Source organism: Thermoflavimicrobium daqui, from assembly GCF_003313465.1.
In the GTDB taxonomy this organism is placed as follows: domain Bacteria; phylum Bacillota; class Bacilli; order Thermoactinomycetales; family Thermoactinomycetaceae; genus Thermoflavimicrobium; species Thermoflavimicrobium daqui.
Map to the genome: position 1 here is coordinate 445,250 of NZ_KZ845663.1, position 16,989 is coordinate 462,238.

Below are 16,989 nucleotides of genomic sequence, written 5' to 3' on the forward strand. Positions count from 1 at the left end.
TCAGGCTCACTTTTTTATTTATCAACCTTTTTATATTTTCCGTAGTACGGCTCGAACCAAACTTCCATCTGCACCTTCAATCGGTAGTGGCAGGGCGATCAGCTCATAATCCCCTTCTTCCACCTGATATAAAACAGTACCTTCTAAAATATGCACACCATGTTGATGTAAAGAATGATGACCTAATAACTCCTTACTATCTGGCAAATCAACCGATGGTACATCTAATCCCAACAGCCGAATCCCTTGCTTCTGTAAATAAGAACCTAAATCGGGGCGAATATAGGTGAAAGATGTGGGGAAGACAGAACGATCTTTCCATGAGTCTGTACGGATAATTAATCGCTCAACCCCTGCTAAATTATACTTCGCAAGATCATGGGCTCCAATCGAAGGAAGATCAAATAAGTGAATCACGCGACAAGGGCCCACATAAAGAGAAAGATCTAGCTCATGCACTTTTTGTCCTTCATTATCAAAATGAAAAGGAGCATCAATATGGGTTCCTGTATGCGTACTAAATATAACTTTCCCAACATTGACAGAGCCTGTTTCCTCTTTTGTCCAATTAAGCGTAAAAGAAAAAGGCGTGTCTCCGGGCCAGCCTGCTACACCAGCCCGAAGTGGTTCCGAAATATCGATGAGGCACATTAAGCAACAACCTCACGTTCATTTTTAAATTTCTTATAGGTTTGTTCTTCCATTATCACTTTTAAACGGTGGATCATATCCCATACTTCTTCATAAGAAGTATAAAGAGCGATAGGGGCTAAGCGAATGACATTGGGAGCTCGGAAGTCTGGGATAACTAGTTTTTCTTTTAGTGCTTTACAAATCCGGGGTGCCTCTTCATGTTCTAAGCAAATATGCCCCGTACGACGATGATCTTCAGTAGGATTTCCAATATAGAAACCATAACCACTTAACTCACTTTTGATTAATTGCATCATATATCGAGTAAGCGCAAGCGATTTCTTACGAATTCGCTCAATCCCAGCTTCATCGAAAATTTCAAGTGATCCAATGAGTGGGGCTACACTTAGTAAGTGTGGAGTACCAATTTGATAAGCACCTGCCGTTTGCGCATGCTCCATATCATGGGACATATCAAACTGTTTATCTTTATCGGAACCAAACCAACCTGCAAGCCCAGGTGCTAAGCCAAAGTGTTTTTCATTGACATAAAGCCCAGCGACTCCTCCCGGACCACTATTCAGATACTTATACGTACACCAGAAGCCAAAATCGACTCCCCATTGACTAAACTGATGTGGAATCGCTCCAATTGAATGGCACGCATCAAACCCAATCAAAATTTCACGAGCATGGGCTTCTTTGGTTAAAAGTTCAATATCTAAGAGTTGTCCACTTCGATAAAGTACAGTCGGCAGAAGTACTAAAGCCACTTCATCTGTCATCGCATCAATGATATCGCTTTCATTTAAAGTACGTCCATCCCGACTTTTCACACGAATCAGATGAGTATCTGGATCAAAACCACGCGTACGCAAATGACTTTTTAAGGCATAGATATCAGATGGGAAGGTTAATTCATCAGCAACAATTTTGGTTCGTTTACCTTCTGGACGATAAAAAGTACTAACCAATTGATGTAAGTTTACGGTTGTGGAACCGGTTGCAACAACCTCTTCAGGTTTTGCCCCGATCAGATGAGCCATTTTCGCTCCCAACTGTTCCGAAAGATAATACCAAGGGTATTTCCCTTCTGTCCAACCATCGATGCCATAACGTTTCCAAGATGCTAATAACTCTAATAAAGAGGATTCTGCTCGTTTGGAACAAAGACCAAGTGAGTTCCCATCCATATAGATGGTATCCGGTTGAAGATAGAACTCTTCACGAAATTTGGCTAACTCATCTCGGCTGTCTAGCTCTTTCGCAAATTCCCTCGTTGGTTGAAATTCCATATAACCCATCCTCCATCTCTATGAATCATGTTCAATGATTTATACAAAAACATTCGTTTCTTTGGTCTTTAGTGACCATAAAGAATCCATTCATACTTATAATTGAGTACGAATTTTCCAAAGTTCCGGGAATAGATAACCATCTAACACCTTTTTCAAATAAGTTACACCTGAAGACCCACCTGTTCCCATCTTATGACCAATAATTCGCTCCACTGTTTTCATATGTCGGAATCGCCATTGTTGGAGCCAATCTTCAAGGTCAACTAATTTTTCAGCCAATTGATAGAGATTCCAATATTTATCCACATTTCGATATACTTCTAACCATGCAGCCTCCACAGTTGGATCTTCTTCATATTTTTCGCTCCAATCGCGATCCAGTAACTTTGGATTGATTTCCAGTCCAGCCTTGGCCAAAGCTTGAATCGATACATCATAAAGGCTAGGTTGATATAAAGCTTCATATAAACAATCATATAACTCTTTATCTTTTTTATAAATCTCTAAAATATGTTTACTCTTATTTCCAAAGGCAAATTCAACTAAGCGATATTGATAAGATTGGAAGCCAGAAGCATTCCCCAGCTTATCACGGAATTCCATATACTCAGCAGGTGTCATCGTTGCTAAAATATCCCATGATTGTATAATTTGCGATTGAATTTTGGAAACGCGAGAAAGCATTTTAAATGCAGGTTGATAAATATCTTGGGTAATTAGCTTCGTTGCTGCGTTTAACTCATGTAACATTAATTTGATCCAGAGCTCACTCGTTTGATGAATAATCAAAAATACCATTTCTTCATGATGGCCTGAAAGCGGATTCTGTGCAGATAAAATTTTATCTAATGATAAATATTCTCCATATGTCATTTTTTGTAAAAAATCTGTATGAATTCCTTTCTCGGGTACGAGCTTATTTTTTTCACTCATAATATGCACCTCAACCCTTCTAATTTCAAATACATCTATACTATAACACAATTTTGATCTTGGAAGTTCATGACAAAATTTTCGTTTTATTCCCATAGTGATTATGGGATATAGCTTATATATATGATAATATTTAAAGGTATATTTAGATATTTTATATCTTTGTACATTCAAGTAGAGTTGTCAAAGACATAATCCTCATGAGAGTCACTTAACTGAGAAAAATCGTTAATGAGATTTGAATTCCAAAGCAGAAATGTCAAAAGTCTTCATGTGGATAAAAACTTATGGAAGTCTATTCACTAACTTGAAAGTTCATATATTTTATTATTTAAAACAGTAGCTATGAATAGCTATACATCGTTAACGTCAAGATTCAGTCCTTCTGCTCTTCCCTCATTTGTTCACTGTAAAGTAATTCCAGAGACTGACCAACTAATCATAGTAGCAATGATTTCATCGCTTTTTGCAAAGGTTGTAACCAATTGATTTGCTTCCTCAACTCCAGTTTTATATCCTTCTCGCATATACGATTCATACTATGCTAATGCGCATTCATCTTAAAAGTTCATGATTAGGAATTGGTCAATCTAATCAACTCCTAAGTCGAACTTTTAGCTTGTTTTTCTTCATTCTTCTACCTTATACTTAGATGGACTGGAAGGGGGATGGATATGAATCGGATCGCCATTATTACCGATAGCTCTTGTGATTTACCAGCTAGTTTACTTGAAAAATGGAACATCAAAGTAGTTCCAATCCGTGTGATTTATTCACATGGAGATTATCGCGATGGAATTGATATCACACCCGAAGAAGTTTGTGATAAACTTCACGAGGAAATCCCGAAAACATCGATGCCTGCCCCTAAAGATATCATTCAGACACTTAAGCTAGTTCAAGATGAAGGATATACACATTGTATCATTTTAACAGTCTCAGCAGCGTTAAGCGGCACTTACAATGCTTTTAAACTCATCGTACAAGATTTTGATATGAAAATTGAAGTCATTGATTCTAAAGGACTCTCATGGCTACTCGGTTTTCTCGCCATTGAAGTTGCTAAAATGGTTCAAGATAAAATGAACTTCCAAGAAATTATTGAGAAAATTGAGCAGACTCGGCAAAAGTTGATGGGATTCTTTATAGTAGATACACTCGAGTATTTAAAGGCTGGTGGCCGTATTGGAAAAGTAGCTGCTACTCTTGGCTCTCTCCTTAACTTAAAACCGATCATTTCCGTTGACGAAGAAGGAAAATTTTATCCTTTTACGGTAGGACGTGGGCGTAAACAAGCCATTAAAAAAATGCTTGAACCTGTCTTAAAACAAGTCGAATCGACTAAGACCAGCTTAACGATTATTCATACAAAAGCAGAGCAAGAAGCGATGATGCTAAAAGAGCGATTCAAAAAAATGGAAAATATTGTTGAGATTTATATCAGCCACATTAGTTCTTCCTTAGTTGTTCATACAGGACCTGGATTATTAGGTTTAGTTATTAACACGGCTAGCTCCGAAAATTAATCGTTAAGTAAGTAAAAGCAGATCTGTAGAAAAGGAAGATCTGCTTTTTGGTGTTGTCTTTAGCTATCTAATTCCCACAATGAACTGGGAGTTCCATAGGAAGTCACATATAATTTATCTCTAGCACGTGTACTTGCCACATAGAGTAGAGAACGTTCCTGCTTCTCATAATCTTCTAGACCCCCTTGTTCTAGATCTAAATACTTATCATATAAAGGAATGACATCTTTATTGACACCTGCGATAAACACAATCCGAAACTCCAATCCTTTACTGCGATGCATCGTTCCGCAATTGATTCCACTTTCAGTCTGAACAAAATGAGATTTGAGTGTAACAACGGGAATTTGATGGGATTGTAGACTCTTTTTTAACTTTTCTACAATCTGACTGGTTCTTGCTAAAATAGCAATCTCATTACATCGAATACCTTGGTCTAATAGATTCCTTACTTCATTGACTATAAATTGCTGTTCCTCATGTTCAGTCGTAAAATGAAGTCGCTCAGGTGGCTCCCCATAGATTAGTGATGTATCTTTTCCATCTAATTTTCCACCATCTAGATCGTCAAACTCAAATCCTTGTAATCGTTTGACAGCTTGTTCGCGAATCTGCTCTGTCGTTCGATAGTTAATGCGTAAACGTTTTGAACGCTGTCCTCGAATATTAATCCCACAAAGTCGTAATACCACATGATGAGAATCAATTCGTTGATGAGGATCTCCTACAATAAATAAATCATTCATTTTCTTTGGAACCAAGGCACGAAGTAATTTAAATGCTTCCATGTGAAAATCTTGTGCCTCATCAACTACTGCACAGCGGTAGACAAAAGTACCTGGATTTTGTTCAAGCCATGTTCGCGCTATACGTAATATATCTACAAATTCATACCACTTTAACTTGTCCATTTGTTGGCGTACAAAACTTACAACCTGCCAAACTTTTTCTCGTTCACGAGAGGAGATACGTATACCTCTTCCTATACGTGGGATATGTGCATACTCTTCCCATGTTTGAATACCATGATTTTGAATAACATGGATATACTCTTGAATAACAAAATGCAATTTTTCAACCGGATAACCTGTTTCTTGACACGATTTGATCCAAATTTCTTTCATATCCATAGCTTCATTAATGATCTTATTAATAGGCAGTTTGACCAGTTGATAGATTATTCTTTTGGCTAATTGATCAATCGGTATAACATCAATTTGATTAAACTCTTGTTCCGTACACATGGTTCGTAAACATTCCTTTAAATAGTCAGCCAGATTAGAGTTATATGTAGTTACTAATATTTTTTCTTGTGGCTTTAGTATATTTCGTACCAAACGCCGGGCGCGATGCAAAGCGACGACAGTTTTTCCTGTACCCGCTCCTCCCAACACCCGAACAGGACCTAAATAATTTTTTTCTACTAAAACTTTTTGACTTGGATGAAGAAAAATCCGCCATTTTTCCAGCGGTTTCGTTAAAATCTCATTTAATTGTTCATCATCCGATACGACCACAATATGCCTACTAGAATGAACACTTTTGATCGCTTTCTCAAATGCTGTTGCCTCTTTGGTCTGATTCGCTAATTGTTGCGCTTCCACTTGTAATTCTTCCATAAATCTGACTACTTCTTCATATGCTTCCCCATGCGCCAAATATTGTAATGCTTCGATAGCATCTGAAGGAATCTTTCCTTTTTTTTGTTCCAGCTCTTGGATTGTTTTTATTTGCTGTACTTCTGCGACTAATTCACTAGGAACGCCTAATGTTCTTAGTTGTTTATCAGTTAAGGATGTAAATAAACCATACGTATTAGCAGACACATCTTGTATGAATGACTCATTCGCTTCCTCCAATGACCACATTTGGATAACTCCAGTCTGTGGGTTTACTGTGAACCGTTTACGCTTAGCCCAACGATATGCTTCGTCATGATGATCTACCCATACTAGAAGCATCGTATCACTTTTTTCTGGGCGAATGGCGATTGCACGATATGTATGATTAACTCGAATCGAATAAACTCGTGGATCCACAGCCTCTTTATAACGTTCTAAATTCAAACTAGAATAAAAGGAATCTTCACGCAATTTTCTGATCATTTCTTGGGTACGCTTTTGTTCTGCTTTTGGTAACTTGGAAAAAGCTTCTAAGAAGGTATCTTGAATTGCAATAGTTTGCATTACTTTTCCTCCCTTCGCTATGATCTGGTAGTGTTATACCTTCAGAAATTACTAAAATATACAATGATCCTCTTCTATGTTAGATTATAAATGATTTTCGCTTCGAAGGGAGAGGTTTATCCATTTACGAGAATTTACTTTTTGATAGATAAGGTTGCTTGGTACGATTTTGATTTTCAATCAAATTATGCAACATACTGTGGTAATTGGTTTAGTGATCATATCCAAGTGATCGAAAGCTAGCCATCGTTACCTGATTAAACGGAGACATCGGATCATAAAACTGAACGTGGTGTTTTGCTAAATGTTGAAAAAACGGATGTTCTATCCTTCCTTGTAACCATCCTTTCTGTACTCCCTCATATTGGAGAAGCCAGTCATTTTCAGACCATCCATTGGTTAGCTGTTGTTCCCATCTCTCTTTTGTAAGCCCTTTTAATAACCCTAAATGAGATAAATCAAGTGCTAATAGTACCACAAATGGATTTGTGATCATCGATAAGCCTTGCCCAAGTTGTTCTGGTAAAGTTAAATTTAAACACTTACATAGCCATAATGCCCAAACCAACTCAAAGTCATGCTGATACTGAAGACACTCTTGAATCGAACGACTTAATACTCTTGTAATTCGTTTTTGATCTATCGGCATTTTTTTACGTTGGTAATAATTAAAAAGATCTACGATCAATGGATAAGTATTCGATACATCCATCCAAATTCTAAGTAACCAACTTTCATAGAGCTCCCAGTTTTCCAAGTGTAATTGATCTGGAATGGATTTTTTTAGCGCATACTTCATAATGGCGGGATTCTGATATTTTTGATATAATTCATATGCTTTGTGAAACAAATTAAAAAAATCGACACGTTGTTCCTCAGCTTTTTTTGAAGAAATCTTAAATAAATCGAGCTCAACCTTCCATGATTCATAGAGCCTTTCAGGTAAATGAAACACCTTGGTTTTATGAGCATTCAAATCAAGCTCATAATACGCTAATGTTTCCCGGATAGTAGTTAGAGCTTGTTCAGCTTCTCCCATCGTATCAAAAAATAAATAAAAATCATCTACATATCTCAAACCACGAATATTGGCTATTTTATCTTGTAATCGCATATCAATCGCACAACCAATTAACTCTGCCATTACTAATGAAGTATCAGGCCCAATCGGAATCCCTAATGTTTGACCTTCTTGTGTATTTCTGACACCGATATCTAGACGATTCCCCAATAATTTCTTGTCTCGTCTTTTTTTCTTCCCTAACTCTTTAGTATGAAGCGCCCAAGGAATCACATGGGTATAGATGGTTGAATAAAAACGTGAAATATCAGTAAAAAGAGCTATTTTAGAGATAATGGAACTTCGTAAACGCTCCTCCATCACTTCTTGAAAAGAATAGGCTCTATCAATTGCTCGCTTTCCACTCAAATCTACTTTAGGATAACTAAAAGTAAGTGTTGATTTAGTACAAAATGCGTAAATTTGTTCCCACTCTTTGGCAATCTCTATGCTTAGTAAAATTTGATGGAATGGATGGGGTACATGTAAAATACGTCGATAATGTTTTTGCTTTGGAATTGAAAAAGTAATACTTTTACTTGGTTTTATGTTATATTTAATTGGAAGTTCATGGATACAGCTTCCTAAACTACGAGTGGTAAAAACTGGTGGAAGTTCTTTTGGAAAAAAGCCTCGAGATAGTAAGGATTCCAGTAAGTTCACTGACAACTCATTCCTTCCACAATTCAATTAGATGCGAAAAAAATAAGGCAATTTCCTAGAAAAACGGCATAATTGATGGTTTTTTACCCTATTTTTTGTTACACTCTTCTCATATCGTTTTATAAACGGAGTAAGTTTTTAATTTCAATCTATTAGAGAGAATAGTCAATATCTTCCTTCTAATTTGATATCCATATGCTCGTTTATTCATGTTCTACTTAACCTTAAGTCTTAAATGCTTTTTATACCTATGACATTTTCTTACTATTGCTCACCTCCTGTTATACCATATAATAAAAAGGGTTATTATTTTAACCGTTTTATTAGAACACGAGGTCAATCAGAAGAAAGGTGATATTCGTGAAAGGAAAAAAATTGGGTGGGAGGTACGAAATTATCCAGCTAGTCGGCGGTGGAGGCATGGCTGAAGTATATAAAGCTCGTGATTTAAAAAAGAATCAATTTGTTGCTGTAAAGGTTCTTAGCGAGTCACTAAGTCATGATAATGAATTTATTCGTCGATTTACCTGGGAAGCGAAAGCAACGGCAAAATTATCCCATCCTAATGTTGTCAAAGTCTTTAACATCGGTCAAGAAAATAAAATCCATTATATGGTAATGGAATATGTAGAAGGGCGTTCTTTAAAAGCTCTGATTAAGCAACGCGGTTCTCTCTCTCCACATGAATGTATTAATATTGCGATCCAAATTTGTGACGGATTATCACATGCTCATCAAAACGGAATTATTCATCGGGATATTAAACCACATAATATACTAGGAACACGTGATAATGAATATAAAATTACAGACTTTGGTATTTCTCGTTTAGTTAAACCTCAGTCTACTTTTACTAAAACAGGAATGGTCATGGGGTCTGTTCATTATATTTCTCCTGAACAAGCTCGAGGTATGCGAGTGAGTTATCCCTCTGATATTTATTCATTAGGAATTGTACTATATGAAATGGTTACAGGGCGATTACCATTTGATGGAAATGAAAATATCGCGATTGCCCTACAACATATTCAAGAACCTATACCCGATCCCCAGAAAATTAATCATACAGTTCCCAATGAGTTAAAACAAATTATTTATAAAGCATTAGAGAAAGACCCGAACCGCCGTTATCAGTCGGCCTTTGAAATTAAACAAGCTTTATTACAAGCGAGAGCGAATATTCCTAAAGATCATCCTTATGTAGCAAGTAAAGCGATGAAACAAACAACACATGTAAAAACAAGCTCTTCGCGTCAAAGCTATGCAAATTCACAATCTAATCGCGCTCAAATAGATCGCCCGGGAATGAAACGACCAACCCCGACTAAGCCTATATCTTCACGTTCAGAAAAAATGCTGGAGCCCAAATATTTATCTCAAACAACAACATTAAGTCGATCTCAACATCGGCAAACCCCATCAAAAATATGGGATGAATACAAAAACCATATAATCATTCTCATTGGCGTATTGGTTATTTGTATCATTGCAACCTACTTCTTACTTACTGATTAGGGGGCTCTTCGTCTACCGAGTAAGTAATATACACTTATTAAGTAATAGTGATAAGGTCACTGTTCTAATTACCTTTCACTTTCTTTCGTATCCTTTCTTCTGGTAAACGTGCCCCCTTTCTTTCTTTTGAAAGAAAGGGTACTTTGTTATGCCTTCTCCGTTATATCCACGACCTATTCTATTTCCAAAGTACAGAAAGTTGGTTAAGACTGATGCGCACTGATAAATTACTACTTGTTGACGACGAACAAGGATTACTTGATATGTTAAGTATTGTGCTAAAGCGTGAAGGGTTTCAAAATATAGAGACAGCGACGACAGGTCAACAAGCTTTAGATTTAGTAAAATCTCACACATTTGACCTTATTCTGCTCGATGTGATGTTACCTGACTTGGATGGATTTGAAGTTTGTAGAAGAATCCGAGCATTTAAGGATATTCCTATTTTATTTGTGACAGCCCGTGCGAGCGACTTAGATAAATTAATGGGTCTAGGTATCGGTGGAGATGACTATATTACCAAACCGTTTAATCCACTCGAAGTGGCAGCACGAATCCAAGTACAGCTCCGTAGACAAGCGATGTTTCAACGTGCATTACAACAAGAATCCGAAGAAGAAGAATGGAATTTCGGCTCATTTATACTAAACAAAAACCGTGGTGAGTTACTTGTCGCTGGACAGCCCGTCCATTGTACGGCAAAGGAGTTTGAATTACTCTCATTTTTATGTGCTCATCCTCATCGTGTTTTTACAATTAGTCAACTCTACGAATCTGTATGGGATGCTACTCATATAGGGGATGAAAAAACAGTAGTGATCCATATCTCTAAATTAAGAAAAAAAATCGAAAAAAACCCAAGAGACCCAAAAATCATTATTAATCTACGAGGCATTGGCTATAAATTTATACCACCTGAGAGGTAGAGCACCATTATGAAACTGAAATTACGTCTGATGTGGCATTTTATTTCTTTTTTTTGGTTATCCATGATCTCTACTGCAGTAATTCTTGTCATTATGTTGGAAGGGATTTTTCCATTATTTCACCTTAAACAGGATGATGATATCCTATTAGCACCCATGACTATGATCATCAGTATCCTCTTGATTGCCTTTGCTTATGGTTGGTATTTCGGGAAACCCTTTTTCTTCCTGATGAAGTGGATTGGCGAGTTAGCTAATGGAACCTATCAAGAACCCGCTAATTTCCATAAGTTATATCATGAAAAGAATGGCAAGCTTAAATATCCTTATCGTCTATATCAAGAGGTTTTTTTACATATGCATGCATTAACGAAGGAGCTAAAGCAAGCCGAAAAAGAACGGAAGCAACTAGAAGAAATGAAACAAAACTGGGCAGCAGGAATCTCCCATGACTTAAAAACACCACTAACTTATATCACTGGATACTCAGCGATGTTATTATCAACCGATCATAAGTGGAAACCCGAAGAACAAATAGAATTTATTCAACAAATTCATCAAAAATCGTACCACTTGCAAGAGTTAATTTCCGATTTAAACTTATCTTTTCAAATGGACTATCGAAAAATCCCTTTAAATAAGGTTAATCACAATATCGTCGAGTTTGTTCGCCGAATTATCGTCGATGTGATTAATGATCCCAGAGCGAAAGATTATCATCTAGATTTTTGTATATCCGTTGAGAAAGTGGATCTTGCCTTTGACGAAAAATTACTAAAACGCGCTTTAGTCAATCTCCTAATGAATTCAATTATTCACAATCCGAAAGGAACTAAAATTACCATTTCTGTTGATGTAGACTCTGATGAAAAAAAGGTGATTATCATCATAAGCGACAATGGAATAGGAATGGATGAACAGACAGTCAAACATTTATTCCACAAGTATTATCGAGGTTCATCCACAACCCAATCTGATGAAGGCAGCGGTTTAGGAATGGCCATTACCAAACAATTAATTCTTGCTCATGATGGGCAAATCGAGGTACATAGTCAACCTCAAGTAGGTACTTTTTTTCAAATCATACTTCCTATTTCATTAATATAAACAATACAAGATAAGTTTCACAAATTTGATCAAAAAATTAGATCATTCGCTAAAGCATTAAGTAGCTAGTTTAGAATGAAACGAGAGCGCTATGATATATTAATCTACTATCTACAGTCCAAAAGGATATGACCCCAAAGGCGCTTTAACGCAACTTGAGGTCATACCCTTTATATTTTGCTTTTTACTGTTTAGCCAGCTGACGCCATGCCGTAATCGAGAAGAGTAAGATAGTAATTCCCAGTAAGAGGAGTGTATGCGAAAGTATAGGTTGACTTACTCCCATATAGTCGAACATAGGGTTCGCGTTTACAGGACCAAGGTACCATAAAAATAAATACAAACCCTCAAACAACTTCCTTGTACCACTTAGACTTCCTAAACAAAAGGCTAATGTTGGGATAAATAAAGCACCTACTATCCAAGCAAAAATAAAGTCACTTTCATTGTAAAAACGTATGATTGCTCCACTGCCAATAATAAGTGCTAAAATGACTCCAGCTAACCAGCTGGCCATAAACTGACGCCTTCCAGATATTCCAGTCGCCACGATTGCTTCAGTTCGATATAGCTTTTCTTTCACCGCCATTTGAGACCAAACTGTAATCGGCCAAATCCATACAAAAGAAAGTAACCTTTTATCAGGTTCAATCGAACAATTGAAGCTAAAAAAAATAAGTCCAAGAGCGATGATATGCCACCATAAATTCATCCCCTTTAACATCAATCTTAGCTCATGAAAAGTCATGGTTAAGAGTGAAACCTGCTTCTGACCGCTGTATGGAGTCAATCGAAAAGAGGGAGACGAAATATCCATCACTTCAAGTTTTTGATGCTGATGTTGATAAAATTTCGAGAGATCAAGATATGTTTTCTTCTCTTTCATCGGCTTGGTTAAATAAGATCTCCGAAATAAAACAGTAGAAATTCCCATAATAATTAGAGCGAATAGCAACAACCAACTACGTTGTAACAAGTAATTAAAAGACCAGTCGATCCCTTGCCACACAAATTTTTTAAGTGTTATCGGTGTTTCAAAGAAGTTAAAGCCAAAGTGAATCATATCTGACTGTGCTGCCTTTGAATCAATCGGGGTTATACCTGCTTTTATATTCTGCAAAATAAACTCTGTTCCAAAAACATCATAAAAGCTTTCTTGTTCCATGGATTGAATAAATAAAACCATAATCCCAATAAAGTAGATGATATTTCCCCAAGCACCTGTCAGCCATGGAATCACATCAAATAATACAGTTAGAGAGGCGAGTATCAAAAACACAGGGAGCAAAATAATCAAATAAGTCAATAGGTAATCATGTAAGTAAAGTCGGAAGTCTTCTGCACGAATCAATTGCATGGATATAAATCCTAGAGTTAGAACAGCTCCCATCATCGCATAAACCAAAAAATTGCTTAAGGTTTTGCCTATGATATACTTCGCCTTAGAAATGGAGGAAGATCCAATCATTTGCCCCATTCGCAACTGTATATCCCTCGAAATGGGATCTCGTAAATAATAAAAACCAAACATACATGTAAATACACTTCCTAAAATACCTAACATACCACTCATCCAAGCAGAATTGTATATACCCCGTACTCCCGCTATATCTAATGTCGTATAGGGTGCCCCATCAGATGGAACAAATATATAACTTAGTGCAATAATCGCACCTAAAACAATCCAAAACGAATGACTTCTTACTTGCCTTTTTAACTCTGTAACCACAAAATAAACCATCTGATCATCCCTATCCTTTTTAAATCATACACATCATATTGCTATTTTTTAGTTAAATATATTTCTCCTGTTACTGATTTCACTTTTAAAACGGGACTATCTTCTTTCTTTTCCCCAATATATCCCAATTTCTTTTTCGTTCCATTGGAAGATGGGTGAATCAGAAAGTCTGTTTTGACTTCATTTATTTGTGAATCAAGATCTACTTTTAATGATTGAGGATTTTTGTCCATCCTTACTTGAACCTTTCCATTTTTTACATTGATTTGATTTTCTCCGATAGGATCCTCACGAAGAGATACATTGACTTGTCCGGTTTCACTTTGTAAGTCAAATGATCCTATAATTTTTTGTAAAGTCATATTTCCAGCCGAAGATACACCTTTAATCTTCTCGCTTTTTACTTCGTTGAACTTGACAGACCCTGTTTTTGTAGCAAATTTTACATCACCAGCCTGAATACTACGACTATATATATTTCCTGCTTCTGTTTTCATCGTAACTTGTTCATATAGTTTATGGGGTAGATATACTTTAACATCAGGTAAGGTTAGATCTAAATCTAATTGAATTCCGGACTTTACAGATCCTATCGCTTTGATTTCTAAACTCTTATCTTGTTGGTTTGCTTTTAAATGAATAGAATCGTCTCCTTCTTTCTTCCATAACTCTACTTTTATCTCTTCTTCTTGAGTTGGCTGAACGGAGATATTGGCAACATTACTTTGAATATTAATTTGTTGAATTTCATCCGCTAGAAAAGCTTTACTTTCCGCCTTTTCAGGTGGTTGATTCGAACATCCGACGATGGTAAATACCGAGCTGGCTAGAATTACGGAACCTAAAAGTTTCTTTTTCAATTTTCATTCCTCTTTTCTATTAGAGAAGTTTTAGATAGCCTTTTTTCATTTCATTCTGATTCAATATCTAATCTTTGTTTTGGAACCAATGATAAAACCTTTTCATTTTTCTAAGGTAGTATAGTACAAATAAACATCTTCTAAGGTTGCAGCAACCTTCTTCGCTTCTGAACAAGGCGGTTGATCTGAGATCACTCGTATTTCCATGCCCTCACTTCGATAAACAGCTTGGCTTACAAGATACTGTTTTTGTATTCGATTGAATTGGTCACTGGTTACAATGCACTTCCATACTTTCCCTTCGATGTTTTGAATAAGTTTTTCGGGTTGCATATATGCCAATAGTTGACCTTGATGTAAAAGGGCTATTTGTGTTGCTATTGACTCAATATCTGAAACGATATGAGTTGATAGAATTATAAGGCGATCGTGTGCCAAGGTTGATAACAATTGTCGAAAGCGAATTCTCTCCTCTGGATCTAAACCTACGGTTGGTTCATCAACGATCAGTAACTTAGGGTCATTTAATAACGCTTGAGCGATTCCCACTCTTTGCTTCATTCCTCCAGAATATCCACCAATCGGATACTTACAGTTCTCTGTTAGATTCAAAGCTACGATTAACTCATTAATTCTCTTTCGGGCTATCTTCATTGGAACTCCTTTGATCGAAGCCATATATTCTAGAAATTCAATCGCATTTAGCCCTGGGTATACCCCAAAATCTTGTGGTAAAAAGCCTAGCTCTTCTCTTAGCTTTTTCGGTTTTTTGGCAATATCCGTTCCGTTCCATCGAATCTGTCCTGAACTAGGCTGATCAAGTGTAGCTATTATTCGCATTAGCGTTGATTTTCCAGCTCCATTCGGTCCAAGTAAACCGATAATCCCAGATGTAAATTGAACGTTTATATCCCGTAAGGCCACTTTATTTTTATATTTTTTACTCACTTGTTGAATGGTTAGATTCATATTTTATTCCTCCTGTGATCATCTATGATTGATTATAGGAGGTGAAAGTAAAAACAAAGTAAAATAAAGACGAAATACAGATAAAATTTCCCCATAAAAAAACTGGCATTCTACAATGAATGTAGAGTACCAGTTTCACCTTTGTATCGAATTTAAATTCGCAACAAAATATGATCTAAGTTTTTTATTAAGCAGCCTGACCTTCTTGTTGCTCCTCGCCTTTCGCTACAACACAAGCTACACAAGCATCTCCGGTAATATTTGTCACAGTTCGACTCATATCAAGCAAACGGTCAACTCCCATGACAATGGCAATTCCCTCTACAGGCAAGCCAACTGAGTTTAGTACCATCGCCAGTGTAATAAGACCTACTCCCGGAACTGCTGCTGTTCCAATCGAAGCGAGTGTAGCTGTTAAAATAATCATTAATTGAGCTTGTAGATCAAGTGGAATTCCCCACAGTTGCGCGATAAATACAGCTGCAACCCCCTGCATGATCGCTGTACCATCCATATTAATGGTTGCTCCAAGTGGTAGTACAAAACTACTAATGGATTTGGGTACTTTTAAATCACGTTCTGCACATTCCATCGTCACCGGAAGTGCTGCTGCACTACTACTCGTGGTAAAGGCAACCTCCATGGCTGGAAGCATCGACTTAAAGAATCGTAATGGATTCATTTTTGCAAACACACTTAAAAGGGTTCCATAGGTAATCGCCATATGCAAAATAAGTGCTAATAAAATAGCAATCATATACCAAGCCATCGATCCGATTAAGTCAACCCCGGCTTTCCCGACAGCTCTTGCCATCAATGCAAATGCCGCATAAGGGGCTGTTACCATAATTAGCTGAACCAGCTTAATCATAATTTGATTGGCTTGTTCCACAAACTCGTTCACACGAGCTGCTTTTTCTTTGAGAAAGGCCATACCGATCCCGAATAAAAGGGCAAAAAAGATAATTTGTAGCATTTCGGCATCAGCAAATGCCTTCACTGGGTTTTCTGGGATAACATTTAATAACGTATCTTTAACACTGGGCGCCTTACTGATTTCTGGCTTTTCCGTAGTTGTACCAATATTGGTCCCAGTTCCTGGATCAACCACATTCGCTATCACAAGCGCAAAAGTAATAGCGATCGCCGTTGTAAGCAAATAAAGAATAACTGTTTTCCCACCGATACGCCCTAATTTTTTAGGATCAGCAATCCCCGCTGCTCCAGATACAATGGAAAAAAACACTAACGGAACTACAACCATTTTAATCGCTTTAATAAAAAGCACTCCAATTGGATCAAAGAAGTATTCATTAATCGGCTCAAACGCTTTAGGAAAATATAAATTTAATATAAGTCCTACTGCCAATCCCAAAAGAATACCAATGAGTATTTTGGTCGTCATCGTCAGTTTCTTCATTCATTCCACTCCTTATCTCATAATTTTCAATCCATAGATAATCGCTTTTCAACTCTAGCCTTATCAATTTAAACCTATTTCCTCTAATTGCATTTGTTATCATTAAATATTTAGGAATAAGCAAGTTGAATCGAATTACCATAATATTCACT

At 36.8% G+C, this 16,989-nt stretch carries 14 protein-coding genes; 4 read left to right on the top strand and 10 right to left on the bottom strand.

Translation table 11 applies throughout. The features are described 5' to 3' along the window. Positions 1 to 30: 30 nt before the first annotated feature. The 4 genes from kynB to DL897_RS18800 all read right to left on the bottom strand — a co-directional run bounded on the left by kynB (position 31) and on the right by DL897_RS18800 (position 3,391). A complete protein-coding gene (gene kynB / locus DL897_RS02105) occupies positions 31 to 651 on the bottom strand; it encodes an arylformamidase (protein WP_113657469.1) in 621 nt (206 codons plus the stop codon). After that, on the bottom strand, positions 651 to 1,937 hold the full coding sequence (kynU, locus tag DL897_RS02110) for a kynureninase (RefSeq protein WP_420824101.1): 1,287 nt from the start codon (positions 1,935 to 1,937) through the stop codon (positions 651 to 653). The genes kynB and kynU overlap by 1 nt, the downstream gene beginning before the upstream one ends. An 87-nt stretch (positions 1,938 to 2,024) precedes the next feature. Then, positions 2,025 to 2,864, bottom strand: a complete 840-nt coding sequence (gene kynA / locus DL897_RS02115) for a tryptophan 2,3-dioxygenase (RefSeq protein ID WP_113657722.1) — start codon at positions 2,862 to 2,864, stop codon at positions 2,025 to 2,027. Between the two features lie 404 nt (positions 2,865 to 3,268). Continuing rightward, positions 3,269 to 3,391: a hypothetical protein gene (locus DL897_RS18800; protein WP_276308539.1), complete on the bottom strand. Its 123-nt coding sequence runs from the start codon at positions 3,389 to 3,391 to the stop codon at positions 3,269 to 3,271. A gap of 147 nt (positions 3,392 to 3,538) precedes the next feature. On the opposite strand from DL897_RS18800, the gene DL897_RS02120 reads away from it, so the two are divergent. Then, positions 3,539 to 4,390, top strand: a complete 852-nt coding sequence (locus DL897_RS02120; RefSeq protein WP_113657471.1) for a DegV family protein — start codon at positions 3,539 to 3,541, stop codon at positions 4,388 to 4,390. Between the two features lie 59 nt (positions 4,391 to 4,449). On the opposite strand, the gene DL897_RS02125 is transcribed toward DL897_RS02120, so the two are convergent. Next, the gene (locus DL897_RS02125; RefSeq protein WP_113657472.1) at positions 4,450 to 6,576 is read right to left on the bottom strand and encodes a 3'-5' exonuclease; all 2,127 of its coding nucleotides are present in this window, start codon (positions 6,574 to 6,576) and stop codon (positions 4,450 to 4,452) included. Positions 6,577 to 6,787: 211 nt separating this feature from the next. After that, complete coding sequence (locus tag DL897_RS02130; RefSeq protein ID WP_240627251.1) at positions 6,788 to 8,299, bottom strand: RNA-directed DNA polymerase; 1,512 nt, start codon at positions 8,297 to 8,299, stop codon at positions 6,788 to 6,790. Between the two features lie 360 nt (positions 8,300 to 8,659). Between DL897_RS02130 and DL897_RS02135 the strand changes: the two genes are divergently transcribed. The 3 genes from DL897_RS02135 (at position 8,660) to DL897_RS02145 (ending at position 11,847) form a co-directional block, all read left to right on the top strand. Beyond that, positions 8,660 to 9,814: a protein kinase domain-containing protein gene (locus tag DL897_RS02135; RefSeq protein ID WP_113657474.1), complete on the top strand. Its 1,155-nt coding sequence runs from the start codon at positions 8,660 to 8,662 to the stop codon at positions 9,812 to 9,814. 212 nt (positions 9,815 to 10,026) lie between these two features. After that, complete coding sequence (locus tag DL897_RS02140) at positions 10,027 to 10,740, top strand: response regulator transcription factor (protein ID WP_113657475.1); 714 nt, start codon at positions 10,027 to 10,029, stop codon at positions 10,738 to 10,740. 9 nt (positions 10,741 to 10,749) lie between these two features. Further along, positions 10,750 to 11,847 carry a sensor histidine kinase gene (locus DL897_RS02145; RefSeq protein ID WP_240627234.1) on the top strand — a complete coding sequence of 366 codons (1,098 nt, stop codon included), beginning with the start codon at positions 10,750 to 10,752 and terminating at the stop codon, positions 11,845 to 11,847. A gap of 184 nt (positions 11,848 to 12,031) precedes the next feature. Here the strand turns inward: DL897_RS02145 and DL897_RS02150 are convergent, their stop codons facing one another. From DL897_RS02150 to DL897_RS02165, 4 genes are all read right to left on the bottom strand, one after another. Next, positions 12,032 to 13,588, bottom strand: a complete 1,557-nt coding sequence (locus tag DL897_RS02150; RefSeq protein ID WP_113657476.1) for a hypothetical protein — start codon at positions 13,586 to 13,588, stop codon at positions 12,032 to 12,034. Between the two features lie 41 nt (positions 13,589 to 13,629). Continuing rightward, complete coding sequence (locus DL897_RS02155) at positions 13,630 to 14,448, bottom strand: DUF4097 family beta strand repeat-containing protein (RefSeq protein WP_113657477.1); 819 nt, start codon at positions 14,446 to 14,448, stop codon at positions 13,630 to 13,632. A 102-nt stretch (positions 14,449 to 14,550) separates the two neighbouring features. Beyond that, positions 14,551 to 15,417 (bottom strand): ABC transporter ATP-binding protein, encoded by an 867-nt coding sequence (locus DL897_RS02160; RefSeq protein WP_113657478.1) that lies wholly within the window; start codon positions 15,415 to 15,417, stop codon positions 14,551 to 14,553. A gap of 187 nt (positions 15,418 to 15,604) precedes the next feature. Further along, positions 15,605 to 16,828 (bottom strand): dicarboxylate/amino acid:cation symporter, encoded by a 1,224-nt coding sequence (locus DL897_RS02165; RefSeq protein ID WP_113657724.1) that lies wholly within the window; start codon positions 16,826 to 16,828, stop codon positions 15,605 to 15,607. Positions 16,829 to 16,989 lie beyond the last annotated feature (161 nt).